This is a genomic window from Actinomadura sp. NPDC047616 (genome assembly GCF_040642915.1).
In the GTDB taxonomy this organism is placed as follows: domain Bacteria; phylum Actinomycetota; class Actinomycetes; order Streptosporangiales; family Streptosporangiaceae; genus Spirillospora; species Spirillospora miaoliensis.
In genome coordinates, this window is sequence record NZ_JBEYTB010000003.1 from 278123 (window position 1) to 298019 (window position 19897).

A 19897-nucleotide genomic window follows, 5' to 3' on the forward strand; every position below is an offset into this window, starting at 1 on the left:
TATGAGGCGACGCTAACCCGAACCGGCTGACTAGACAAGCGCTTGCTCGGTTACCGCAGCTCGTACTGGACGGCGGCGCGCCGCGCGACGAGCGGCTTGATGTACTGGTCGACGACGGCGCGGTGCGCGGGGTGGTCGCGGTAGGCCACGTAGCCGTCCCTGTCGGCGAAGTCGGCCACCACCACGAAGTCGTGGTTGCCGGGGTTGACGCCCGCGTCGGCGCCCACGCTGTACGCCTGGATCTCGGGGATGATCCCCGGCAGTTCCAGCAGCCGGTCCGCGACCTCCTGCTGCTGGGTGGTCGTGCCCTCCACCCAGCCGAACATCACCACGTGACGGAATCCGCTCATGCGCGCCACGTTAGCGTCCCGTCCGCGCTCAGACCTCGCCCAGCTCGGCGGCGACCATGGCGCCCAGCTCCCAGCACTCCTCCAGGTCGGCCTTGCCGGGCTCGCCCGTCACCACCACCGGCGGGCGCACCGCCCGCCACTTCAGGCCCGTCGTGATCGCCTCCAGGGCGCGCAGGGCGCCGGTGGCGTCGTTGTTGCCGTGCAGGTACGCCCCGAACGGACGGCGGACGGTGGCCTCCAGGCAGGGGTAGTAGACGGTGTCGAAGAAGTGCTTGAGCGCGCCGGACAGGTATCCGAGGTTGACCGGGGTGCCCAGCAGGTAGCCGTCGGCCTCCAGGACGTCCACGGCCGTGCAGGTCAGCGCCGGGCGGGCCACCGCCTCCACGCCCGCGACCTGGTCGGTGCCCGCGCCCGCCCGCACCGCCTCGTACATGGCCTGCAGGGTCGGCGACGGCGTGTGGTGGACGATCAGCAGCCTTCTCATCGCAACCGGCTCCCGGGGATCATCGCCTCCGGCGATGATAGGTGAACAGGGATGAACGACCGAACCGGGGAATGAGTTCCCGAAGATCATGGTTGCGGTTCGGCGGAGGTGTCGATCGTGGAGCGCACCCGGCCGGAGGCGTCCCTGCGGGCGCCGGCGGCGGTCACCGCGGCCGTCGCCGTACTGCTCGCGGTGCCCGCGCTGGGCGACGCCCCGTCCGCCGTCGTCGCGCTGTCGGTGCTGGTGACGGGCAATCCGCTGGCGCCGCCGCACGCGCTGGTGCTGGCCGCTGCCGTCGCCCTGCTGGCACGCGGCGTGCTGCTGCGCCGCCGCGCCGCCTGGTACGGGCTGCTGACCCTGGTGGCGATGGGCGTGCTCGCCGTGCTGGCGGGCCAGGACCCGCTCTGGCGGCTGCCGCTGCTCGCCGCGGCCGCGGCGGTTCTGTGGCGGCTGCGCGACGGCTTCCCCGTCCGGCCGCATCCCGAGCGGGTGCGCGCGGCGGTGCGCGCCGGCGCTGTGCTGGTGGTCGCCTCGGCGGCCGCGGCGGTGCTGGTCGGCGGGGTGTCGGTCCGGTCGGTTGGCCATGACGTGGCGTTCGGCCTCGGCGCCATGGGCGCGCCGCTGGACGGGGCGTCCTGGCTGCCGGGGGTGCTGGGCCTGACCGGCGGAACCGGGCTGCTGCTCATCGTGATCACGTTGCTGGCGGCCGATCCGGCGCCGCCGCCCGGGGCCGAGGACGAGCGGCGCCGCGTCGCCCGGCTCGTCGCGCATCCGGCGTCCGACACCCTGGCCCCGTTCGCGCTGCGCCGCGACAAGTCGTACGTGTTCAGCCCGGACGGCCGGGCCGCGATCGGCTACCGCGTGCTGTTCGGCGTCGCGGTGGCGGGCGGCGACCCGGTGGGCGATCCGGCGTCGCACGAGGCCGCCGTCGCGCGGTTCCTGGAGATGTGCCGCCGCGCCGGCTGGCGGCCCGCCGTGCTGGGCGCGGGCGCCGAGCTGCTGCCGCTGTGGGCGCCGCTGCGCTCGTTCGGCTTCGGCGACGAGGTGATCATCCGTACGGGCGGGTTCGCCCTGGAGGGGCGGCGGATGCGCAACGTCCGGCAGGCCGTCCGGCGCACCCACAACGCGGGCGTGACCGTGCGGATCCTGCGCGAGGGCGAGCTGGCGCCCGAGCTGCGCGAGGCGCTCGGGCAGGTCGCGGCGCGCTCGCTGGGCGGGGCGTCCGAGCGCGGTTTCTCCATGAACCTGGACGAGCTGCTGACCGGCTACCACGCCGGCGCGCTGATCGCCGTCGCCCACGATCGCGCCGGGGAGCCGATCGCGTTCCAGCGGTACGTGGTCGCCGGGTCGGGGATCAGCCTGGACGCGATGCGGCGGGCGCCGGGCGGGCCCAACGGCGTCAACGAGCGGCTGATCGTCGAGGTCGTCGAGTACGCGCGGCGGCACGGCGTGGCGACGGTGTCGCTGAACTTCGCGGCGTTCCGCGAGCTGCTGGAGGCCGAGGAGCGCGGCCTGGCCGAGCGCGCCGGGTACCGGGCGCTGCACCTGCTCGACCCGTGGATCGCGGTGGAGTCGCTGTACCTGTTCGACCGCAAGTTCCGGCCCGCGTACCGGCCGCGCAGCATCGTCTTCCGGTCCTGGTGGGACATCGCCTGGCTGGCGGCGGCGCTGCTGACGCTGGAGTTCGGCCGGCCCCGGCCGGTGCCCGCGCCCGAGGAGCCGCTGCCCGGCGCCGCCGGCCTGCCGCAACGTCCCTGATCAGCACGCCGGGGCGGGGAAGCCGCCGCGCCGTGCCGGCGGCGCTCCCCGCCCGGCCGTGGTTTTGCCTGCTAGGCTTCCCAAGCGAGCGCTTGGTACGTAATGATGGGACCGGCGTTGTCCCGACCCGGCGGACGCCGGGGGCGCCCCCGCGCACGCGCCGGGCCCGGTGAAGAAGGAGCCGTAGACGTGGCCGACCGCCCGATGAAGTTCTCGACCTTCCACCTGTTCCACCAGAACGCGGGCCAGAGCGCGCGCGAGGTGTACGACTACCAGATCGAGGTGATCGAGCTTCTGGAGGAGCTCGGCTTCGACGGGGTGTGGGTCGCCGAGCACCACTTCCGGGACTACGGGGTGGTGCCCAACATCTTCACGATGCTGGCCCACCTGGCGGCCCGCACCGAACGGCTGCGGCTGGGCACCGGCATCGTCGTGCTGCCCCTGCACAACCCGATCCACGTGGCCGAGGAGGCCGCGATGGTGGACCTGCTGTCGGGCGGGCGCCTGGACCTCGGCGTGGGCCGCGGCTACCAGAGCGTCGAGTTCGAGAACTTCGGGCTCGACCTGGGCGAGGCACGGGACCGCTTCAACGAGTGCCTCGACATGATGGTCGGTCTCTGGACGCAGGACGGCTACGAGTACAAGGGCCGCTACTACGGCACCGGCCGTCCGCTGACACTGACACCGCGTCCGCTGCAGAAGCCGCACCCGCCGCTGCACGTGGCGGCGATCAGCCCCGAGACCGTGGAGATCTACGCCGCCCGCGGCCTGCCGATCCTGGCCGACCCCGCCGCGCCGTTCCGCAAGATCGCCAAGGCGGCCGAGACCTGGCACGCCGTCGCCGCCGCCAACGACGTGGACACCTCGGGCGCCGAGCTGGTGGCCAGCCGCATCGTCTACGTCGCGCCGACCATCGAGCAGGCCCGCGAGGACCAGGCCCGCTTCGAGGCCGCCTTCGACCGCTCGCGCATCTTCAACGTGCAGAGCGCCCCCATCGACCCGCGCACCGGCGAGGCCGCCAAGGGCTTCGAGTACTACCAGAACCGCTACCTCAAGGGCGGCTCGGTCGACAACGAGTTCCGCTGGGAGCAGCTGGAGGTGATCGGTGATCCGGAGCGGGTCATCGGCCAGATCAAGATGATCCAGGAGATGGGCTACTCCCACCTGATGTGCGACTTCGGCTCGACGCGGCCGATGCCCGTCGAGGAGATGAAGAAGGTCCTGAAGTTCTTCGCCGCGGAGGTCATGCCCGCCTTCCGCTGAGCGAGCGACCGAGCCACGGCACCTCCCCGCCACCACCCCCGGTTTCCGTCACATCCAGGAGGCGCGATGTCCGTCGTACACCGGCTCACACTCGGGGACGTTCTCGGCGAGCACCGGCGGGGCCGGCCGCTCGGCACCGCCGTGGTCGACGGCGACGTGCGGCTGACCTGGCCCGAGCTGGACGCGCGGGTGAACCGCCTGGCGGGCGCGCTGGCCGCCGAGGGCGTCACGGCGGGCGGGCGCGTGCTGTGGCTGGGGCAGAACTCCTTCCGCGTGCTGGAGCTGCTGCTGGCCTGCTCGCGGCTCGGGGCGATCTTCTGCCCGGCCAACTGGCGGCAGTCCGCCGACGAGCTCGCCCACGTGCTCACCGACCTGGCCCCGGCGGTGGTCGTGTGGGAGGAGTCGGAGGCGGTGGAGAAGGCGCGCGGGCAGGTCACGCTCGACGCGCGCTGGGTGCGCTCGGGCGGGGAGGCGGGCTCGGACGGCGTGGTCGAGTACGAGGCGTGGGCCGCCGCGGGCGACGCGATCGACCCCGACGCCGACGTGTCCGCCGACTCCCCCGTCCTGGCGCTCTACACCGCCGCGTTCGACGGACGTCCCCACGCCGCCCTGCTCAGCGACGCCGCGCTGGTCGCGCACAGCATGTCGCTGCTGCACGTCCGGCAGATGGAGGACGGGTTCACCTTCCTGGCGTGCGGGCCGCTGTTCCACGTCGGCACGATGATGTTCACGCTGGCCACCTTCCAGCTCGGCGGCACGGTCGTGTTCACCCCGGCCTACGAGCCGGCGGAGGTCTGCCGCCTGATCGAGCGCGAGCGGGTCACCCAGGCGTTCCTGTTCGGCCCGATGATCGACGGGCTCGTCCAGGCCAACAAGGACCGGACCTTCGACCTGTCCTCGCTGCGCTTCGTCTCGCACTCCCCCGAGTGGGACGACATGATCACCGTGGACGACAGCCCCTGGTGCGCGTCGAAGATGGGCGGCTACGGGCAGACCGAGGTCGGCGGCATGCTGACGTTCCTCGGCCTCGGCATGGGCGGCACGGGGGCGGCGGGCCGGCCGTCGCCGCTCACGCAGGTGCGGATCCTGGACGCCTCCGGCGCCGAGGTCCCGCCGGGCGAGGTCGGCGAGATCTGCGCGCGCGGCCACAGCGTGTTCTCCGGCTACTGGAACCGCCCCGAGCTGAACGCGGCCAAGACGGCGGGCGGCTGGCACCACACCGGCGACCTGGGACGGCGCGAACCCGACGGCACCATCACCTTCATCGGCCCCAGGCTGCGCATGATCAAGTCGGCGAACGAGAACATCTACCCCGCCGAGGTGGAGCGCGCCCTCAAGACCCATCCGGCCGTCGCCGACGCCGCCGTGATCGGGGTGCCGGACGACCGGTTCGGCCAGTCCCCCAAGGCCATCGTGGTGCTCCGGGACGGCGCCGCCGCCACCCCTGACGAGATCATCGAGCACGTGCGCACCGAGATCGCCTCGTACAAGAAGCCGCGGCACGTGGAGTTCGCCGACGAGATCCCCAAGAAGGGCTTCACGCCCGACTACGACGTGCTGGACGAACGCTACGGCGGCGGCGCCTACCCCGGCTCCTGACGCACGCGGACGCACCGATTTCCTGGGACGACCCGGACATACCGTCCGGCCCCGGCGGTCGCCGGGGCCGGACGGTGAGCGATGCTCCCGAACGTGTGCTAGTCTGACCTGAGTTGCGGTTCCCATAGACTCTGTGTGCGCCTGCCGGTTTCGTCAGGCGCATTTTTGTTGTTCTGGATCCTCCGGATGGGGTCATCGCGGCGATCCCGGGTCCACAAGGTGTGCGACCCGGACCGACCCAGAAGGAGACACATATGGCCACCGGCACCGTGAAGTGGTTCAACGCCGAAAAGGGCTTCGGTTTCATCGAGCAGGACGGCGGCGGCGCCGACGTCTTCGCTCACTTCAGCAACATCGCGGCCCAGGGCTTCCGTGAGCTTCAGGAAGGCCAGAAGGTGTCGTTCGACATCGTCCAGGGCCAGAAGGGCCTGCAGGCCGAGAACATCGTCGCCGCCTGACCCTTCTGCGTCCCACTGACGACGCTCGGCGCGGTGCCGCGGCCCACCGCCGCGGCACCGCCCGCCGTCGCCGACGCCGCCCGTCCACCGTCACGGGCGACCGCGCCGAACACCCGCCCGAGCGGGCGGCGCCCATCACACCGACGCGACGGGCCCACCGGCGGCCGTCCGTCACCATCCCTGGTTCGTTCTTGAGACTTCTTCGCACGGCCTCCTACGGCCGTACCGCACCGCGCGGCGGAGCGTTCCTCGATACGTGCCACACCGAGGAAGGCCCTTCGCATGGCCCATGACACCCGCACGTCCCGCACCCGGTCCGCGCGTCTCCGCGGCCGCAGCCGCCGCCGTCCCGCCACCGGGCGGCAGGGGAACGGCGATCTCCCGCTCGATCTCCCGCTCGCACGGAGCACCACGCCGGTCCTGCCGCCGGCCGCCTCCTTCGCTGACCTGGACATGCCGGCGGCGCTCCTCGCGACGCTGACGCGCCAGGGCGTCACCGAACCGTTCCCCATCCAGGCGGCCGCTCTGCCGGACGCGCTGCGCGGCCGGGACGTCCTCGGCCGCGGCCGGACCGGTTCCGGCAAGACCCTGACCTTCGGGCTGGCCCTGCTCGCCCGCACCACGGGACGGCAGGCCGCGCCACGGCGGCCGCTGGGGCTGGTGCTCGTCCCCACGCGGGAACTCGCGCAGCAGGTCACCGACGCCCTCACCCCCTACGCCCGCGCCGTGGGGCTGCGGCTGACGACCGTCGTCGGCGGCCTGTCCCTGGCCCGTCAGGCGAGCGCGCTCGGGCGGGGCACGGAGATCCTGGTCGCCACCCCGGGACGGCTCGCCGACCTGATCGACCGTGGCGACTGCCGGCTGGACGGGGTGCGCGTCACCGTCCTGGACGAGGCCGACCAGATGGCCGACATGGGGTTCCTGCCCCAGGTCACCGCGCTGCTCGACCAGGTCGCGCCGGACGGGCAGCGGATGCTGTTCTCCGCGACCCTCGACCGCGACGTCGACCGGCTGGTCCGCCGCTTCCTCGACGACCCGGTCGTCCACTCGGTCGACCCCCCGGCGGGCGCCGTCACCACGATGGAGCACCACCTGCTGCACGTCACCGAGGACGACAAGCACGACGCCACCGCGCACATCGCCGCCCGCGAGGGACGGGTCATCATGTTCGTCGCCAAGAAGCACGCCGCCGACCGGCTGACCCGCAAGCTGCTGTCGACGGGGGTGCACGCCGCCGCGCTCCACGGCGGCAAGTCGCAGTCCCAGCGCGACCGCGCCCTCGGCGGCTTCCGCGACGGGCGGGTGAGCGTGCTGGTCGCCACCAACGTGGCCGCCCGCGGCATCCACATCGACGACCTCGACCTGGTGGTCAACGTCGACCCGCCCGCCGACCACAAGGACTACCTGCACCGCGGGGGCCGTACGGCCCGCGCCGGGAGGACGGGAACCGTGGTCACCCTCGTCCTGCCCGCCCAGCGCCGCGACATGGACCGCCTCATGGCCGCCGCCGGGATCACCCCGCGCGTCGCCACCGTCCGCCCCGGAGACCACGAACTGGCGCGCATCACCGGCGCCCGGCCGCCGTCCGGTGTTCCCGTCACCGTCACCGTCGCGGCGCCGTCGCCCGACGGCCGCCGGTCAGGACCCGGCCGCCGTTCCTCCACTCCCAGGCGCGCGGCACGCCGCAGGACGTCGTCCAGGAACTCCTGACCCGCCACGCCCGGCGTCAGGGCACACGACCATGGCACCGCGCATGGCCGCCGTCCGGATGTAGCGGCGGCGCGCCCATCCCCGCTCCTGACGTTCGCGGGAGGGGACGGGGGCGCCGCGCCCCCGTCCCCGCGGGCCGGGCGGTCAGCGCGCCGAGGCGGTGACCAGGCCGGCCAGCTCCGGCAGCACCGCGTCCGCCACGGTGATCTTCCGGTCGAGCAGCCCGTTGGCGTGGAACAGGTCGGCGGCGCGCTGCTGCTCGGCGACGAACTCCTCGGTCACCGGGTTCAGCCCGAACGGGCGGTTGCGCAGCGCGTGCTCCCACTCGTCCAGGTCGCCGTCGTCGTCGTCGGCGAACAGCCGGGCGGCCTCGCGCGGATTCTCGCGGACCCAGGCGTCCGACTCCTGCAGCGCGGCGACGATCGCGGCCAGCTCGTCGCGGTGGCGGACGGCGAAGTCGCGGCGGGTGAACCACAGCGAGCGGTGGCTGAACAGCCCGTCGGTCTCGATCAGCGTCCGCAGCGCCGCCTCGCGCTCCAGCGCGGCCAGCCGCGGGTAGTAGCCGGTCCAGGCGTCGACCTTGCCGTCCAGCAGCAGCTGCGCGCCCTCGGGCCCGGCCTCCACCGGCTCGATGTCGGCCCAGGTGAGCCCGGCCCGGTCGAGCGCGAACAGCAGCAGCGTCGTCTGCCAGGAGCCGTGGCCGAGCGCCACCCTCTTGCCGGCCAGGTCGGCCGGGGAGGCGATGCCGGAGTCCGCCAGCGCGACGAGCCGTCCGTTGTTCACGCGCGGCCCGGAGATCGCCACGTAGACGATGTCGTGGCCCTTGCCCTGCGCGGTGACCGGCGGGGTGGAGCCGGTGCCGATGAAGTCGTAGCCCCCGTCGAACAGGTGGTCGCCGTGCGCGGACGGCAGGCCCTCGGTGGGGGCGGGACGGTCACCGGCGGGCAGCGACCGCAGGTCCACCCACTCCACGTCCGGCAGCGACCGCTCCAGGATGCCCCGGTGCCGCAGCACCCACAGGGAGTTGTTGTTGGGGAAGAAGCCGACACGGGTCATCGGGAGATTCCTTTCGCTTCGAGAGTGGGGACGGACGCGTTCGCGCCGGCGTCCGGACGGCCGCCGCGCAGCAGCGGAAGCACGTGTTCGCCGACCCGGTGGGCCTCCTCCAGGTGCGGCACCCCGGCGAGGATGAACGCGTCCACGCCGAGCGCGATCAGCTCGTCGAGCCGGGCGGCGACCTGCGCGTAGCTGCCGACCAGCCCGAACGCCGGGCCGCCGCGCAGCAGGTGGAAGCCGCCCCACACGTTGGGGCTCGCCTCCAGCTCGCGGTACTCGCGCACCGGCCAGTCGATGAACGACTGGCCGCGCAGCCAGCCCACCGAGTCGCCGCTCGCCTCGGGCCCCCGCAGCAGATCGGGATCGACGTGCCGCCAGCCGCGCCGGATCTCCTCCCACGCCTCGTCCTCGGTCTCGCGGGCCAGCACGTCGATGCGCACGGCGAACCGCGGGGACCGGCCGATCGCGGCGCTGTGCTCGCGGACCTGGTCGAACTTGGCGGCCAGCGCGGGGAACGGCTCCAGCCACGACAGGTAGTGGTCGGCGTGCCGCCCGGCGGCCTCGATCGCCGCCCGCGACGACCCGGAGAAGTAGATCTCGGGGAACGGCTGCCCGGCCAGGCGTTCGGGCAGGCCCGCGCCCTCGACCCGGTAGAAGCGGCCGTGGTGGGTGAACGGGCCGCCGTCCCACACGCCCTTGAGCACGTCCAGGAACTCCGAGGTGCGGGCGTAGCGGTCGTCGTGCCCGACCTTGTCGCCCCACCACAGCTGGGCGGGCCCGCCGCCGCCGGAGATGATGTTGTAGACGACGCGTCCGCCGGTGGCGCGCTGCAGGCTCGCCGACATCCGCGCGGCCTGCACCGGGTGCAGGAACCCCGGCTGGAAGGCGATCATGAACCGGTAGGTGGTGGTCTCGCGGGCCAGGCTCGCGGCCGCCGCCCACGGGTCGTCGGTGAACGGGAAGGAGGGCAGCAGCCCGCCGACGAACCCCGACAGCTCGGTGGCGCGCGCCACGTCGGCCATGTGGTCCAGGTGGCTGTACCCGTCGGGCCGGCCGCCGCGCAGCCCGGGGGTGATGCTGCCCGGCACGACCGGCGACCAGTCGCCCCGGCTCACCAGTCGGCGGCGCAGCGACCGCTGGTCGCCGTGCGTGCCGATGCGCCAGTAGATGTCGATCGAGTCACTCGCCCCGGTCATTTCACGTGCTCCCGTGCGAACAGGGGCAGCAGCCGCTCCCCCAGCCGGTAGGTCTCCTCCACGTGCGGCTCGGTCTCCAGCACGAAGGTGCCGACGCCCCGGTCGACGTAGCGGCGCAGCTCGTCGGCGACCTGCTCGAACGACCCGGCGAGCGCGTGCTCGGGGACGCCCCGGACGGCGCGCGCCTCGTCCTCGTCCTCGCGCGCCACGACCGTCAGCCGCAGCCCGTAGGCGACGGTGCGGCCGTGCTCGGCGGCGCGCGCGCCGAGGTCGGCGACGAGCGCGTCGACGTCGTCGGTGACGTCGAAGACGTGCACGTCGGCGTGCCTGGCCGACAGGTCGAGCGCCTCCTCCGAGGCGCCGGACAGGTGGACGGGCGGGAAGCGCCGCCCCGCCAGCGGCCCCTGGAAGCCGCCCGCGAGCACCTGGAAGAACCGGCCCTCGTAGGTGTAGTCCTCGTGCTCCCACACGCCCTTGGCGATCGTCAGGAACTCGTCGGCGCGCGCGTACCGGTCCGGGCCGTCCAGGAAGTCGCCCTGGGCGCGTGCCGTCACCGGGTCCAGGTCGACGACCGGCCACCAGCCGAACCGGTCCCCGGTGAACCGCTGCAGCGAGGCCGACAGCTTCGCCGCGTACACCGGGGTGCCGACGCCGGGGTGGAAGCCGGCGACGCCGTGCAGCCAGCGGTTGGCGCGCAGCAGCCCGGCCACCACGACCAGCGCCTCCTCCGCGTCGTGCGCGAAGGGGGCGACGACGCCGTCGAAGCCGGTGACCTCGGCGGCGCGGCCCACCTCGGCGATCGTGTCGAACGCCCCGTAGCGGTCCCGGCGGGTGTCGGTGACGAACGAGGGCAGCGGCGCCGGGTCGGCGTACGGGCCGACCGTCGGCAGCGTGAGCAGGAACCTGGGCGCCGTCATGCCGCCCTCCTCTCGGTGACCTCGCGCAGCGGCTCGGGCGCGGCCCACGCGTGCACGTCCACGTCGGCGGCGAGGAAGCCGTGCAGCAGCAGGAAGTCCTTCTGCCGCACGAGCAGGTCGAGGCGTTCGGGCGACAGGTCGGGACGCAGCGTGCGGTGGAACCCGTCGCGGTAGGCGGTGCGCACGCCCGCGCGGCCCGACCGGGTCTCCCCGGCGAGGATCTCGCGGACGCCGTCCAGGTTGGCGGCGGCCCAGTCGGCCGCGCGCAGCGTCTGGGCGAGGAACGCGGTCACCAGTTCGGGCCGCTCGTCCAGCAGCCGCTCGTGCACGGTGATCGGGCGCGGGGTGCCGTTGTTGACGCGGGTGGCGGGGTCGGGGTGGGCGTCCAGGTCGACGCCGACGACCAGGCCGAGTTCGGCGGCCTGCTCGGCGGCGCGGGCGCCCTTGACGTAGACGGCGTCCACCTCGCCGCGCGCCAGCTCGTCCAGGCCGGGCCACGACAGGCGGCGTTCGCGCGCGTCGCGTCCCACCGACGGCGAGATGTCGGCGGTGACCTCGACGAACGTCACGTCGTCGAGGGTGAGACCGCCCTGGGCGAGCGCGCCCTTGACGCCATGCAGCGCCATCGCGCGCGGGAAGCTCTGCGCCTTCGTCCGCGCCCAGCCGGGCAGCGCGACCCGCGCGCCGCGCAGGTCCCGCGGCCCGTCGACGCCCGAGCCGGGCCGCACGAGGATCGACTGCCACTCCTCGATCCAGGTCAGCCCGATCAGCCGGGTCGGCGCGCCCTCGGCGCGGGCGGCCAGCGCCGGGACGTTGCCGCCCTCGCGGAACAGCCCCGGCAGGTCGTGGTCGAAGTGGTGGCGGGCCAGGTCGGGTCCGGCGTCCTGCAGGACGCCCACCTCCAGCCCGTACGGCGCGAACGCCTCGGCCAGCCAGCCGTGCCGGTGGGCCAGGCCGCTGGCGGTGGGCACCGGGCAGCGGGTGAACCAGATCTTGTCGATATGACGTTCGTTGGCATGCGTGGGCATGCGGCGGCTCCTCATGGGGATGACAGGGCGACGCCCAGGTGGGTCAGCAGCTCGCGGCGGTGCTCCAGCACCGCCGGGTCGGCCGTGCCCGACAGGGCGTCGCGGGGACGGGGCAGGTCGATGGCACGGTCCACGGCGAACGCGCCGTCGCGCAGCACGGCGACGCGGTCGGCGAGCCGCACCGCCTCGTCCACGTCGTGGGTGACCAGCACGACCGCCGGACGGTGCCGGGCGCACAGCTCGGCCACCAGGTCCTGGGCCTGCAGGCGGGTCAGGGCGTCCAGGGCGGCGAACGGCTCGTCCAGCAGCAGCACCCGGGGGTCGCGCACGAGCGCGCGGGCCAGCGCCACCCGCTGCGCCTCGCCGCCGGACAGGGTGGCGGGCCAGTCGCGTTCGCGTCCGGCCAGGCCGACCTCGGCGAGCGCGCGGCGGCCCTTGTCGCGCGCCGAGCGCGGCAGGCCGAGCGTGACGTTGGCCAGCACGCGCTTGGCCACCACCAGCCGGGGTTCCTGGTAGACGGTGGTGACGCGCGGCGCGGTCAGCACGGTGCCCGCGTCGGGCCGTTCCAGCCCGGCCAGCAGGCGCAGCAACGTGGTCTTCCCGGTGCCGCTCGGGCCGAGCAGCGCGACGAACTCGCCGCGCCGCACGTCCAGGTCGACGCCGTCCAGGACGGTGGCGGCGCCGAACCTCTTGGTCAGGCCGCGCACGCGCACGGCCACCTCGCCGGGGCCGCTCATCGGGCCGTCACCTGCCCCCGCCAGGGCGTGACGAGCCGTTCGGCGCCGCGGATCACCAGGTCGATGAGCAGTCCGAGCAGCGCGTAGATCAGGATGCACAGCACCATGTAGTCGTTGCGGTAGTACTGCTGCGCGAGCGTCACCAGGTAGCCGACGCCCTCGGTGGCGCCGAGCTGCTCGGCGGCGATCAGGCCGGTGAGCGACACCGACAGGCTGATCCGCAGCGCCATCAGCACGCTCGGCAGCGCGGACGGGATGACGACCGACACGGCCAGCCGGGGGCCGCGCAGCCCGAAGCCGCGGGCGGCCTCCACCACCTTGCGGTCGACGCTGCGCACGCCGAGGTAGGTGTAGGCGTACATGGGCGCGGACGCGGCGACCGCGATCAGCACGACCTTGAACGTCTCGCCGACGCCGAACCAGGAGATGAACAGCGGCACCAGCGCCAGGAACGGCACCGCCCGCTTCATCTGCAGGGTCGGGTCGATCAGTTCCTCGCCGAGGGCCGACAGGCCGGCGGCCACGCCGAGCAGCAGCCCCGCGCCGCAGCCGAGCAGCACGCCGAGGCCCGCGCGGCGCGCCGAGGCGAGCACGTAGTCGGCGAGCTGCCCGGTGGAGACCAGCTCCTTGAGGGCGGACAGCACCTCGCCGGGGCCGGTCAGCACGTCCGGGGGGATGCGTCCGCTGCCCGAGCCCCACCACCAGGCGACCAGCAGCGCCAGCGGAACCGACAGCCGGACGGCCAGCGACACCGCCGGGCGGCGTCGCCGCCGGCCCAGCCAGGCGGGTTCGCGCAGTTCCGTGGTGTCCGGCGGCGCGGGCGCGGCCACCTTCTCCATGGTCACTGCGCCCCCAGCTTGAACAGCACGTCCTCGGGGCGGATCTCGCCCGGCAGCACGCCCTGCTCGCGGAACAGGCCGGCGACCGCCGCGACGTGCTCGCCGTCGGCGTCGGTGACGGGGCGCGGCACGTTCTGGTGGCGGGCGGAGGCGAGCGCGTCGTTCAGCCGCGTCCCGGACACCGCGGTCGGGCCCTTGTCGAGGAAGACGTTCTGGAACTTCTCCGGGGTGCGCTTCTCCTGCTCGGTCAGCTCGCGCACCACGTCCAGGAAGGTCTGCACGGCGCGCGGGTTCGCCTGGAGCAGCTCGGTGCGGGCGGCCCAGATGTTGAGGTCCTGGTCGGGCAGGTCGCGGCCGTGCACCAGGACCCGGGCGCCCTTGGCGACGGCCTCGGGGTAGGCGTCGACGATCGCCCACCAGGCGTCCACCTTGCCGGTGGCGAACGCCGACGCGCCCTGCACCGGGTTGAGGTAGACGCGCTGGACCTGCGAGGCCGGGACGCCCGCCTGCTTGAGCGCGAGCAGCAGCAGGTATTCGCCGCGTCCGGCCTTGTTGACCGCGACGCGCCTGCCGGCCAGGTCGCGCACGGACCGGATGGGGCTGTCCGGCTTGACGACCAGGCCGTCCTCCTGCGGCGCGGCCTTGTCGGTGACGCGGTCGGTCGCGGCGAAGATGCGCAGGTCGCGGCCGTTGGCGAGGTAGCCGACCGCAGGGGAGATCGCGCCCTCCAGCACGTTCACCGAGCCGGACCGCACCGCGTCGATGGTCGCGGTGAACGAGGCGTAGGAGCCGCCCCACTCCACCCGCGCGCCGACGGCCTTCAGCCGCTGGTCCAGGATCTTCTCGCGCTTGGCGTAGGCGAGCACGCCCGCGTTGCCGGGGTCCTTGAGTTTGATCACCGTGCCGGGGCCGGAGCCGTCTCCCCCGGCGTTGGCCGACCCGCCGCACGCGGCGGCCAGGCCCAGCGGCAGGGCCAGCAGCGCGGCGAGGGCGGTGCGGGCGAACGGTCTCAGGCGATGGCGGGGGCTCTTGCCGGGGGACGTGGACAGGACGGATCTCGACATGGCTGACGTGGCCCTTCACGGGTCGTGCGCGCAGGCCGACGGGGCGCCCGGGCGGACGCCGGGGCGCATGCGGCGGCAGGGGCTCGCGGAGAGAGAACTGGGAGGAGGGAGGGAAGCCGAGGCCGGATCAGCTACAGAGAGTGCTGTCCAGCCGCATGAGATCGACCACGCGCCGGACGGTCAGTGCGTGCGCCATATTTCAGATAATTCCGGTAGGGATACCAGAATGTCAACCCCGGACACCGCGTCGACCTGCATTTCCTACTGTCGTGGTCGGTTAGCAAGGCTCACGACGGCCCGGGGAACGGCTCACAGGACGGCGATCGGGTTGATGGGGCTGGCGGTGCCGCCCTCGATGCGCAGCGGGGCCGCGACGAACAGGAACTCGGCGCGTCCGGCTCCGGCCAGCTCCTCCAGCCACAGCATCTCGGCCAGGTGGACGCCGTGCCGCCACAGCAGGATCATGTGCAGGTCGTCGGCGAGGCCCTCGTCGGCGAGCTGGCGCTCGTTGAGCCCGCCGATCGCGGCGTTGTCGGCGGCGACCATGCCGACGTCGTGTCCGGCCAGCCAGCGGCCGCCGTCGGCACTCAGGCCCGGCTGCCCGGCCCAGTAGCCGTCCGGCCCCTCCTCCTGCCAGGTCAGCGGCCAGCCGGTGCGGACGACGGCGACGTCACCGGGGCGCAGTTCGGTGCCGGCCGCGTCCAGGCACGCCCGCAGCTCGTCGGGGCCGATCCGGTCGGCCGCCGCCAGGTGCGGGACGCCGCGCAGCCCCGCCACGTCGAACAGCACGCCCCGCGCCACCACCGGCCCGGCCTTGTCGATGCCGCACCGCTGCGCCCCGTAGGAGCGCACCCGTCCGGCCGGGTGCCCGTTGTAGAGCTCGTCGCCCGACCACATGTGGCACAGCGCGTCCATGTGCGTCGTGGTGCCGTGCGGCGTGACGACCAGTGCGTCGTCGGCCATCCGCAGCCCCGCGCCGATCGCCCGCGCGCCCGCCGCGTAGTCGCCGCCGTCCACTGACATGAAGTGCTGCGGCAGCGGCCTGCCCCGCAGGTGCGGGACGGTCGTGGGCGCCGGCGAGGAGGTGGCGCCGCGGATCGGCATCGCCAGGCTCACCACGCGCCCCTCCCGCACGCACCGGGCCGCCGCGACGACCGCCTCCGGGGTCAGCAGGTTGAGGGTGCCGCGCTCGTCGTCGGCGCCCCAGCGCCCCCAGTTGCCATACTGTTCGAACGTCATTCGGTGAAACCTTCCTCGACGAGCGGAGCGGGAACGTGGCGCAGACGGCGGTACAGGGACAGTGCGATCCGGCCTTCGCGGCGGTACGGGACGTCTTCGAGCGGCACTTCGCCGACGGGCTGGAGCTGGGCGCGGCCGTCGCGGTGTACGCGGGCGACCGCAAGGTGGTGGACCTGTGGGGCGGCGTGGCCGACCGCCGCACCGGACGCGAGTGGCGGGCCGACACCCCGTGCTTCGCGTTCTCCTGCACCAAGGCGCTCACCGCCACGGCGGCCCTGCTGCTGGCCGAGCGCGGCGCCTACGACGTCGACGGCCCGGTGACGGCGTGGTGGCCGGAGTTCGGCGCGCACGGCAAGGAGGGCACGACGGCGGCGCACCTGCTGTCCCACCAGGCGGGGCTGCCCGCGTTCGCCCGTCCGGTCTCCGCCGAGGAGGCCGCGGACCCGGCCGCGCTGGCGGCCGAGCTGGCGGCGCAGGAGCCCGAGTGGACGCCCGGCGAGGGCCACGGCTACCACGCGCTGACGTACGGGTGGCTCGCCGGCGAGATCGTCCGGCGGCTGTCGGGGCGGCCGGTCGGGACGTTCGTGAAGGAGGAGTTCGCCGGGGACCTCGACCTGTGGATCGGCGCCCCCGACGACGTCATCGAACGCGGCGCCAAGCTGACCGCCGCGCGTCGCGTCCAGGCCCCGGACGGCGGGCGGCTGGCGCAGGACGCCCCGGTCCCGGACGCCTCGTCGCTGGAGCGGCTGGCGAAGGCGGCGGGCGATCCCGGCAGCCGGCTCAACCGGGCGCTCAACAACCCGCATCCCGGCAAGGGCGGCTTCAACAACCCGGTCGTGCTGCGGGCGGGCTGGCCGGGCGCGGGGATGATGACGACGGCGGCGGGCATGGCGGGCTTCTACCGCGACCTTGCGGCCGGGCGGATCCTGCGGCCCGGCACGCTGCGCGAGGCCATCAGGCCCCGCGTGCACGGCCCCGACCGCACGATGGTCCTCGAGACCGCGTTCGGGCTCGGCTACATGCGTCCGGCCACCCCGTTCCGCGTCCCGGCGGCCGGTCGCGCGTCGGCGTTCGGGCACGGCGGCGCGGGCGGGTCGATCGGGCTGGGCGACGCCGAGGCCGGGCTGGCGCTGGCGTACCTGCCCAACCTGATGGGCGACGGGCTGACCGGCGACGCGCGCGCCTTCCGCCTGATCGAGGCCGCCTACGCCTCCCTCGCCTGAGCCCACCCCCATCAGACCGGCGCCGTCAGTGCATGGTGATGCCGCCGCTGACCGACACGGTCTGGCCGGTGATGTAGGCGGCGCGGTCGGTGCACAGGAACGCGACGAGCCCGGCGATGTCGTCCGGGCGGCCGATGCGGCGCAGCGGGATCTGCCTGGCGAGCTTGTCCAGCAGGCCGGGGTGCCGGTCGGACACCGCCCGGACCATCGGGGTGTCGGTCGGGCCGGGGCAGACGACGTTGCTGGTGACTCCGCCGCGCGCGGCCTCCCGGGCGAGGGTCTTGGCGAGGCCGAACAGCCCCGCCTTGGTGGCCGCGTAGGCGCCCTCGCCGCCGGAGCCCGCGCGCGCACCGTCGGAGGAGACGAACACCAGGCGTCCCCAGCCGCGTTCGGTCATGCCCGGCAGCAGCGCCCTGGTGAGCTGCATGGGGGCGCGCAGGTTCACCTTCCACATCAGGTCCCAGTGGGCGGGGTCGCTGTCGGTGAAGGGCTCGACGATGCTGACGCCCGCGTTGTGCACGAGCACGTCGACGCGGCCCACCCCGGCGGTGAAGCGGTCGATGTCGCCGGGGTCGGCGAGGTCGACGCGGTGGGCGGTGCCGCCGACGGCCTCGGCGGCCTCCTCGGCGGCGGCGCCGTCGAGGTCGGCGACGACGACGTGGGCGCCGAGGGACGCCAGGTCGGCGCAGACGGCCCGGCCGATGCCCCCGGCGCCGCCGGTGACGACCGCGACGCGCCCGTCCAGGGTCAGTCCGTTCACGCGGTCCTCCAGGCGGCGGCGAGGTCGGTGCTGGTGGCGCGGGCGGCCAGCAGGGCGACGGTGTTGGCCATGACGGCGTCGCCGTACTCGGCGGGCATCCCCGCGACCGCGTCGGTGACGACGACCACCCGGTAGCCGAGGTTGACCGCCTCCAGGCACAGGCCGGGGACGCCGAGGTTGAGCGACACGCCGAGGGCGACGACGGTGCGCACGCCGAGGGCGCGCAGCGTCTGGTCCAGGGACGTGCCGGTGAACGGGGAGAACCCGTGGTAGCGGCGCGACTCCAGGTCGGCCGGGTCGTGCAGCTCCGGCAGCACCTCGATCGCGCCCGTGCCCTCCAGCATGTGCGCGGGGTCGCGCAGCAGTCCCCTGATGAACGGGCTGTTGCCGGTGTGGCTGCCGGCGCGGTCGGCGCGGAACGCGGCGGTGCAGTGCACGACGCGGATTCCGGCGGCGCGGGCGGCGGTGACGGCGCGGACGGCGCCCGTGGTCACCTCGCGCTCGGCGCACACCTTGACCAGGTCGGGGAAGCGGGCCAGGTCCCCGACGACGCCGCGCTGCATCTCCATGACCAGCACGGCGGTGTGGGCGGGGGCGGCCAGTGCGGCGAGATCGATCGGCACGTGAATCAATCTAGCACTTGCTTGGTAGACGGGGCCGGTAACGTCCCGTCCATGGACGTACGCGACCTGCACGGCTGGCCCGCCACCGCCGAGGAGGCCGAGGAGATCCAGGACCGGCTGCGCCCCCTGCTCGACCTGGACGGCCCGGGGCCGCAGGCGCCCCGCCTGATCGCCGGGCTGGACGTGTCGTACGAGGGCGACGGGGGCGGGCAGGGCGGACGCCTCGCCGCCGCCGTGGTCGTGCTGGACGCCGCCACGCTGGACGTGGTGGAGGAGTCGGTGGTCACCGGCACCGCCGCGTTCCCGTACGTGCCGGGCCTGCTGGCGTTCCGCGAGCTGCCCGCGCTGGTGGAGGCGCTGCGGCGGCTGTCGGCGACGCCCGACCTGCTGGTGTGCGACGGCTACGGGCTGGCCCACCCGCGCCGGTTCGGCCTGGCCTGCCACCTGGGCGTGCTGACCGGGCTGCCGTCGATGGGCATCGCCAAGACCCCGTTCGTCGGCGCCTACGACCCGCCGGGAGAGCGGCGCGGCGACGCGAGCCCGGTGCGGCACGACGGCGAGGTCGTCGGGCGCGTGCTGCGGACGCGCGACGGCGTCAAGCCGGTGTTCGTGTCGGTCGGGCACCGCGTGGACCTCGACACCGCGTGCCGTCACGCCCTCGCGCTGACCCCCCGCTACCGCCTGCCGGAGACCACCCGCCGGGCCGACCGGCTGTCCCGCGACGCCCTCGCCGACCTGGCCTCGCCCGCCTGAGCCGGGCGGTCTTCCGCTGGATTGCCGACCTTCGCGAACCCGGTTCGGCGGCCTTGTTCGTCAACCAAGCGTGCGCTAGGTTGGCTGGCGATGGACCGCCCGCGCCCCTCCCCCGCGCCGACGCCGCTGACCGAGCCGTACTGGACGGCCTGCCGGCGCGGCGAGCTGGTGCTCCAGCGCTGCCGGGAGTGCGCGCGGTTCGTCCACTTCCCCGAACCCTCCTGCCCGTTCTGCGGCGGCGCCGAACCGGCGTACGAGGCGGTGTCCGGACACGGCCAGGTCCACACGTTCAGCGTCGTGCACCGCAGCTTCCTTCCCGGGTTCACCCCGCCGTACGTCGTCGCGTGGATCGACCTGCCGGAGGGCGCCCGGGTGTTCGGGGACGTCACCGGCTGCCCGCCCGAGGACGTGCGGATCGGGATGCCGGTGCGGGTGACCTTCGACGACCTCGACGGCTTCGGCCCGATCCCCCACTGGAGGCCAGCAGCATGACGCGCATAGGCAACGTCCTGTACGTCGCGAAGGACGTGGACGAGGCGGTCCGCTTCTACCGCGACGCCCTGGGCCTGGCCGTGAAGTTCACCGACGGCGACCGGTTCGCCGCCTTCGACGGCGGCGGCACCACGTTCGCGGTGGCCGGGCCCGACGAGGACGTGACCGGCGGCGTGCCCGCGGTGTCGTTCAAGGTCGACGACGTGGCCGGGGCGGTGGAGCGGCTCACCGCGGCCGGGGCGCGGCTGGTGCGCGGGCCCGAGGAGGGGCCGCACGAGATCCGCGCCGTGCTGCGCGACCCGGCCGGCAACGCGTTCGTCCTGTACTCGCCCCGCCCCTGATCGGCCG

The 19897-nt window shown here is 74.2% G+C and carries 21 protein-coding genes; 9 read left to right on the forward strand and 12 right to left on the reverse strand.

The annotated features are described in order from the left end of the window. Nucleotides 1–50: 50 nt before the first annotated feature. Together ABZ801_RS08890 and ABZ801_RS08895 are read right to left on the reverse strand one after the other, a co-directional pair. Nucleotides 51–350: a Dabb family protein gene (locus tag ABZ801_RS08890; RefSeq protein WP_360694714.1), complete on the reverse strand. Its 300-nt coding sequence runs from the start codon at nt 348–350 to the stop codon at nt 51–53. A gap of 28 nt (nt 351–378) precedes the next feature. Continuing rightward, nucleotides 379–834: a flavodoxin gene (locus ABZ801_RS08895; RefSeq protein ID WP_360694717.1), complete on the reverse strand. Its 456-nt coding sequence runs from the start codon at nt 832–834 to the stop codon at nt 379–381. Nucleotides 835–951: 117 nt separating this feature from the next. Between ABZ801_RS08895 and ABZ801_RS08900 the strand changes: the two genes are divergently transcribed. The 5 genes from ABZ801_RS08900 (at nt 952) to ABZ801_RS08920 (ending at nt 7622) form a co-directional block, all read left to right on the forward strand. Further along, nucleotides 952–2592 carry a phosphatidylglycerol lysyltransferase domain-containing protein gene (locus ABZ801_RS08900; RefSeq protein WP_360694720.1) on the forward strand — a complete coding sequence of 547 codons (1641 nt, stop codon included), beginning with the start codon at nt 952–954 and terminating at the stop codon, nt 2590–2592. Nucleotides 2593–2796: 204 nt separating this feature from the next. Next, on the forward strand, nt 2797–3855 hold the full coding sequence (locus ABZ801_RS08905; RefSeq protein WP_360695690.1) for an LLM class flavin-dependent oxidoreductase: 1059 nt from the start codon (nt 2797–2799) through the stop codon (nt 3853–3855). A 66-nt stretch (nt 3856–3921) separates the two neighbouring features. Further along, nucleotides 3922–5454, forward strand: a complete 1533-nt coding sequence (locus ABZ801_RS08910; RefSeq protein ID WP_360694723.1) for an AMP-binding protein — start codon at nt 3922–3924, stop codon at nt 5452–5454. A 254-nt stretch (nt 5455–5708) separates the two neighbouring features. Next, entirely contained in the window at nt 5709–5912 is a 204-nt protein-coding gene (locus ABZ801_RS08915; protein WP_344948385.1) for a cold-shock protein, read from the forward strand. A 282-nt stretch (nt 5913–6194) separates the two neighbouring features. Then, on the forward strand, nt 6195–7622 hold the full coding sequence (locus ABZ801_RS08920; protein ID WP_360694727.1) for a DEAD/DEAH box helicase: 1428 nt from the start codon (nt 6195–6197) through the stop codon (nt 7620–7622). Between the two features lie 144 nt (nt 7623–7766). Here the strand turns inward: ABZ801_RS08920 and ABZ801_RS08925 are convergent, their stop codons facing one another. The 8 genes from ABZ801_RS08925 to ABZ801_RS08960 form a co-directional block, all read right to left on the reverse strand. Beyond that, nucleotides 7767–8678, reverse strand: a complete 912-nt coding sequence (locus ABZ801_RS08925; protein ID WP_360694730.1) for an ABC transporter substrate-binding protein — start codon at nt 8676–8678, stop codon at nt 7767–7769. After that, complete coding sequence (locus tag ABZ801_RS08930) at nt 8675–9874, reverse strand: LLM class flavin-dependent oxidoreductase (RefSeq protein ID WP_360694733.1); 1200 nt, start codon at nt 9872–9874, stop codon at nt 8675–8677. Before ABZ801_RS08930 ends, ABZ801_RS08925 begins: the two co-directional genes overlap by 4 nt. After that, the gene (locus tag ABZ801_RS08935; protein WP_344948375.1) at nt 9871–10791 is read right to left on the reverse strand and encodes an LLM class flavin-dependent oxidoreductase; all 921 of its coding nucleotides are present in this window, start codon (nt 10789–10791) and stop codon (nt 9871–9873) included. Before ABZ801_RS08935 ends, ABZ801_RS08930 begins: the two co-directional genes overlap by 4 nt. Then, the gene (locus ABZ801_RS08940; protein WP_360694737.1) at nt 10788–11819 is read right to left on the reverse strand and encodes an ABC transporter substrate-binding protein; all 1032 of its coding nucleotides are present in this window, start codon (nt 11817–11819) and stop codon (nt 10788–10790) included. Before ABZ801_RS08940 ends, ABZ801_RS08935 begins: the two co-directional genes overlap by 4 nt. 11 nt (nt 11820–11830) lie before the next feature. Then, nucleotides 11831–12556: an ABC transporter ATP-binding protein gene (locus ABZ801_RS08945; RefSeq protein WP_344948370.1), complete on the reverse strand. Its 726-nt coding sequence runs from the start codon at nt 12554–12556 to the stop codon at nt 11831–11833. Next, complete coding sequence (locus tag ABZ801_RS08950) at nt 12553–13395, reverse strand: ABC transporter permease (RefSeq protein WP_360695693.1); 843 nt, start codon at nt 13393–13395, stop codon at nt 12553–12555. The genes ABZ801_RS08945 and ABZ801_RS08950 overlap by 4 nt, the downstream gene beginning before the upstream one ends. 2 nt (nt 13396–13397) lie before the next feature. Continuing rightward, on the reverse strand, nt 13398–14459 hold the full coding sequence (locus ABZ801_RS08955; protein WP_360694741.1) for an NrtA/SsuA/CpmA family ABC transporter substrate-binding protein: 1062 nt from the start codon (nt 14457–14459) through the stop codon (nt 13398–13400). A gap of 309 nt (nt 14460–14768) precedes the next feature. Further along, nucleotides 14769–15698 (reverse strand): cyclase family protein, encoded by a 930-nt coding sequence (locus ABZ801_RS08960; protein ID WP_344948365.1) that lies wholly within the window; start codon nt 15696–15698, stop codon nt 14769–14771. Between the two features lie 35 nt (nt 15699–15733). Here ABZ801_RS08960 and ABZ801_RS08965 point away from each other — a divergent pair, with 35 nt between their 5' ends. Further along, nucleotides 15734–16921, forward strand: a complete 1188-nt coding sequence (locus tag ABZ801_RS08965; RefSeq protein ID WP_360694745.1) for a serine hydrolase domain-containing protein — start codon at nt 15734–15736, stop codon at nt 16919–16921. A 25-nt stretch (nt 16922–16946) separates the two neighbouring features. Here ABZ801_RS08965 and ABZ801_RS08970 read toward each other — a convergent pair whose 3' ends face one another. Both ABZ801_RS08970 and ABZ801_RS08975 read right to left on the reverse strand, forming a co-directional pair. After that, on the reverse strand, nt 16947–17681 hold the full coding sequence (locus tag ABZ801_RS08970) for an SDR family oxidoreductase (protein WP_360694748.1): 735 nt from the start codon (nt 17679–17681) through the stop codon (nt 16947–16949). Further along, a complete protein-coding gene (locus ABZ801_RS08975; RefSeq protein ID WP_360694751.1) occupies nt 17678–18304 on the reverse strand; it encodes an isochorismatase family protein in 627 nt (208 codons plus the stop codon). The genes ABZ801_RS08970 and ABZ801_RS08975 overlap by 4 nt, the downstream gene beginning before the upstream one ends. 51 nt (nt 18305–18355) lie before the next feature. On the opposite strand from ABZ801_RS08975, the gene nfi reads away from it, so the two are divergent. The 3 genes from nfi to ABZ801_RS08990 all read left to right on the forward strand — a co-directional run bounded on the left by nfi (nt 18356) and on the right by ABZ801_RS08990 (nt 19890). Continuing rightward, complete coding sequence (gene nfi / locus ABZ801_RS08980; RefSeq protein WP_344948354.1) at nt 18356–19057, forward strand: deoxyribonuclease V; 702 nt, start codon at nt 18356–18358, stop codon at nt 19055–19057. 90 nt (nt 19058–19147) lie between these two features. Then, complete coding sequence (locus ABZ801_RS08985) at nt 19148–19549, forward strand: OB-fold domain-containing protein (protein ID WP_344948351.1); 402 nt, start codon at nt 19148–19150, stop codon at nt 19547–19549. Further along, entirely contained in the window at nt 19546–19890 is a 345-nt protein-coding gene (locus ABZ801_RS08990; protein ID WP_360694755.1) for a VOC family protein, read from the forward strand. The genes ABZ801_RS08985 and ABZ801_RS08990 overlap by 4 nt, the downstream gene beginning before the upstream one ends. Nucleotides 19891–19897: the final 7 nt, after the last annotated feature.

What these genes read in the sequence shown, in the direction of transcription:
- ABZ801_RS08930 (WP_360694733.1), bottom strand. Translation starts at nt 9,874, where the DNA reads ATGACCGGGGCGAGTGACTCGATCGACATCTACTGGCGCATCGGCACG.
- ABZ801_RS08990 (WP_360694755.1), top strand. Translation starts at nt 19,546, where the DNA reads ATGACGCGCATAGGCAACGTCCTGTACGTCGCGAAGGACGTGGACGAG.
- ABZ801_RS08920 (WP_360694727.1), top strand. Translation starts at nt 6,195, where the DNA reads ATGGCCCATGACACCCGCACGTCCCGCACCCGGTCCGCGCGTCTCCGC.
- ABZ801_RS08985 (WP_344948351.1), top strand. Translation starts at nt 19,148, where the DNA reads ATGGACCGCCCGCGCCCCTCCCCCGCGCCGACGCCGCTGACCGAGCCG.
- ABZ801_RS08960 (WP_344948365.1), bottom strand. Translation starts at nt 15,698, where the DNA reads ATGACGTTCGAACAGTATGGCAACTGGGGGCGCTGGGGCGCCGACGAC.
- ABZ801_RS08895 (WP_360694717.1), bottom strand. Translation starts at nt 834, where the DNA reads ATGAGAAGGCTGCTGATCGTCCACCACACGCCGTCGCCGACCCTGCAG.
- ABZ801_RS08915 (WP_344948385.1), top strand. Translation starts at nt 5,709, where the DNA reads ATGGCCACCGGCACCGTGAAGTGGTTCAACGCCGAAAAGGGCTTCGGT.
- ABZ801_RS08910 (WP_360694723.1), top strand. Translation starts at nt 3,922, where the DNA reads ATGTCCGTCGTACACCGGCTCACACTCGGGGACGTTCTCGGCGAGCAC.
- ABZ801_RS08945 (WP_344948370.1), bottom strand. Translation starts at nt 12,556, where the DNA reads ATGAGCGGCCCCGGCGAGGTGGCCGTGCGCGTGCGCGGCCTGACCAAG.
- ABZ801_RS08955 (WP_360694741.1), bottom strand. Translation starts at nt 14,459, where the DNA reads ATGTCGAGATCCGTCCTGTCCACGTCCCCCGGCAAGAGCCCCCGCCAT.
- ABZ801_RS08950 (WP_360695693.1), bottom strand. Translation starts at nt 13,395, where the DNA reads ATGGAGAAGGTGGCCGCGCCCGCGCCGCCGGACACCACGGAACTGCGC.
- ABZ801_RS08925 (WP_360694730.1), bottom strand. Translation starts at nt 8,678, where the DNA reads ATGACCCGTGTCGGCTTCTTCCCCAACAACAACTCCCTGTGGGTGCTG.
- nfi (WP_344948354.1), top strand. Translation starts at nt 18,356, where the DNA reads ATGGACGTACGCGACCTGCACGGCTGGCCCGCCACCGCCGAGGAGGCC.
- ABZ801_RS08890 (WP_360694714.1), bottom strand. Translation starts at nt 350, where the DNA reads ATGAGCGGATTCCGTCACGTGGTGATGTTCGGCTGGGTGGAGGGCACG.
- ABZ801_RS08940 (WP_360694737.1), bottom strand. Translation starts at nt 11,819, where the DNA reads ATGCCCACGCATGCCAACGAACGTCATATCGACAAGATCTGGTTCACC.
- ABZ801_RS08935 (WP_344948375.1), bottom strand. Translation starts at nt 10,791, where the DNA reads ATGACGGCGCCCAGGTTCCTGCTCACGCTGCCGACGGTCGGCCCGTAC.
- ABZ801_RS08905 (WP_360695690.1), top strand. Translation starts at nt 2,797, where the DNA reads ATGAAGTTCTCGACCTTCCACCTGTTCCACCAGAACGCGGGCCAGAGC.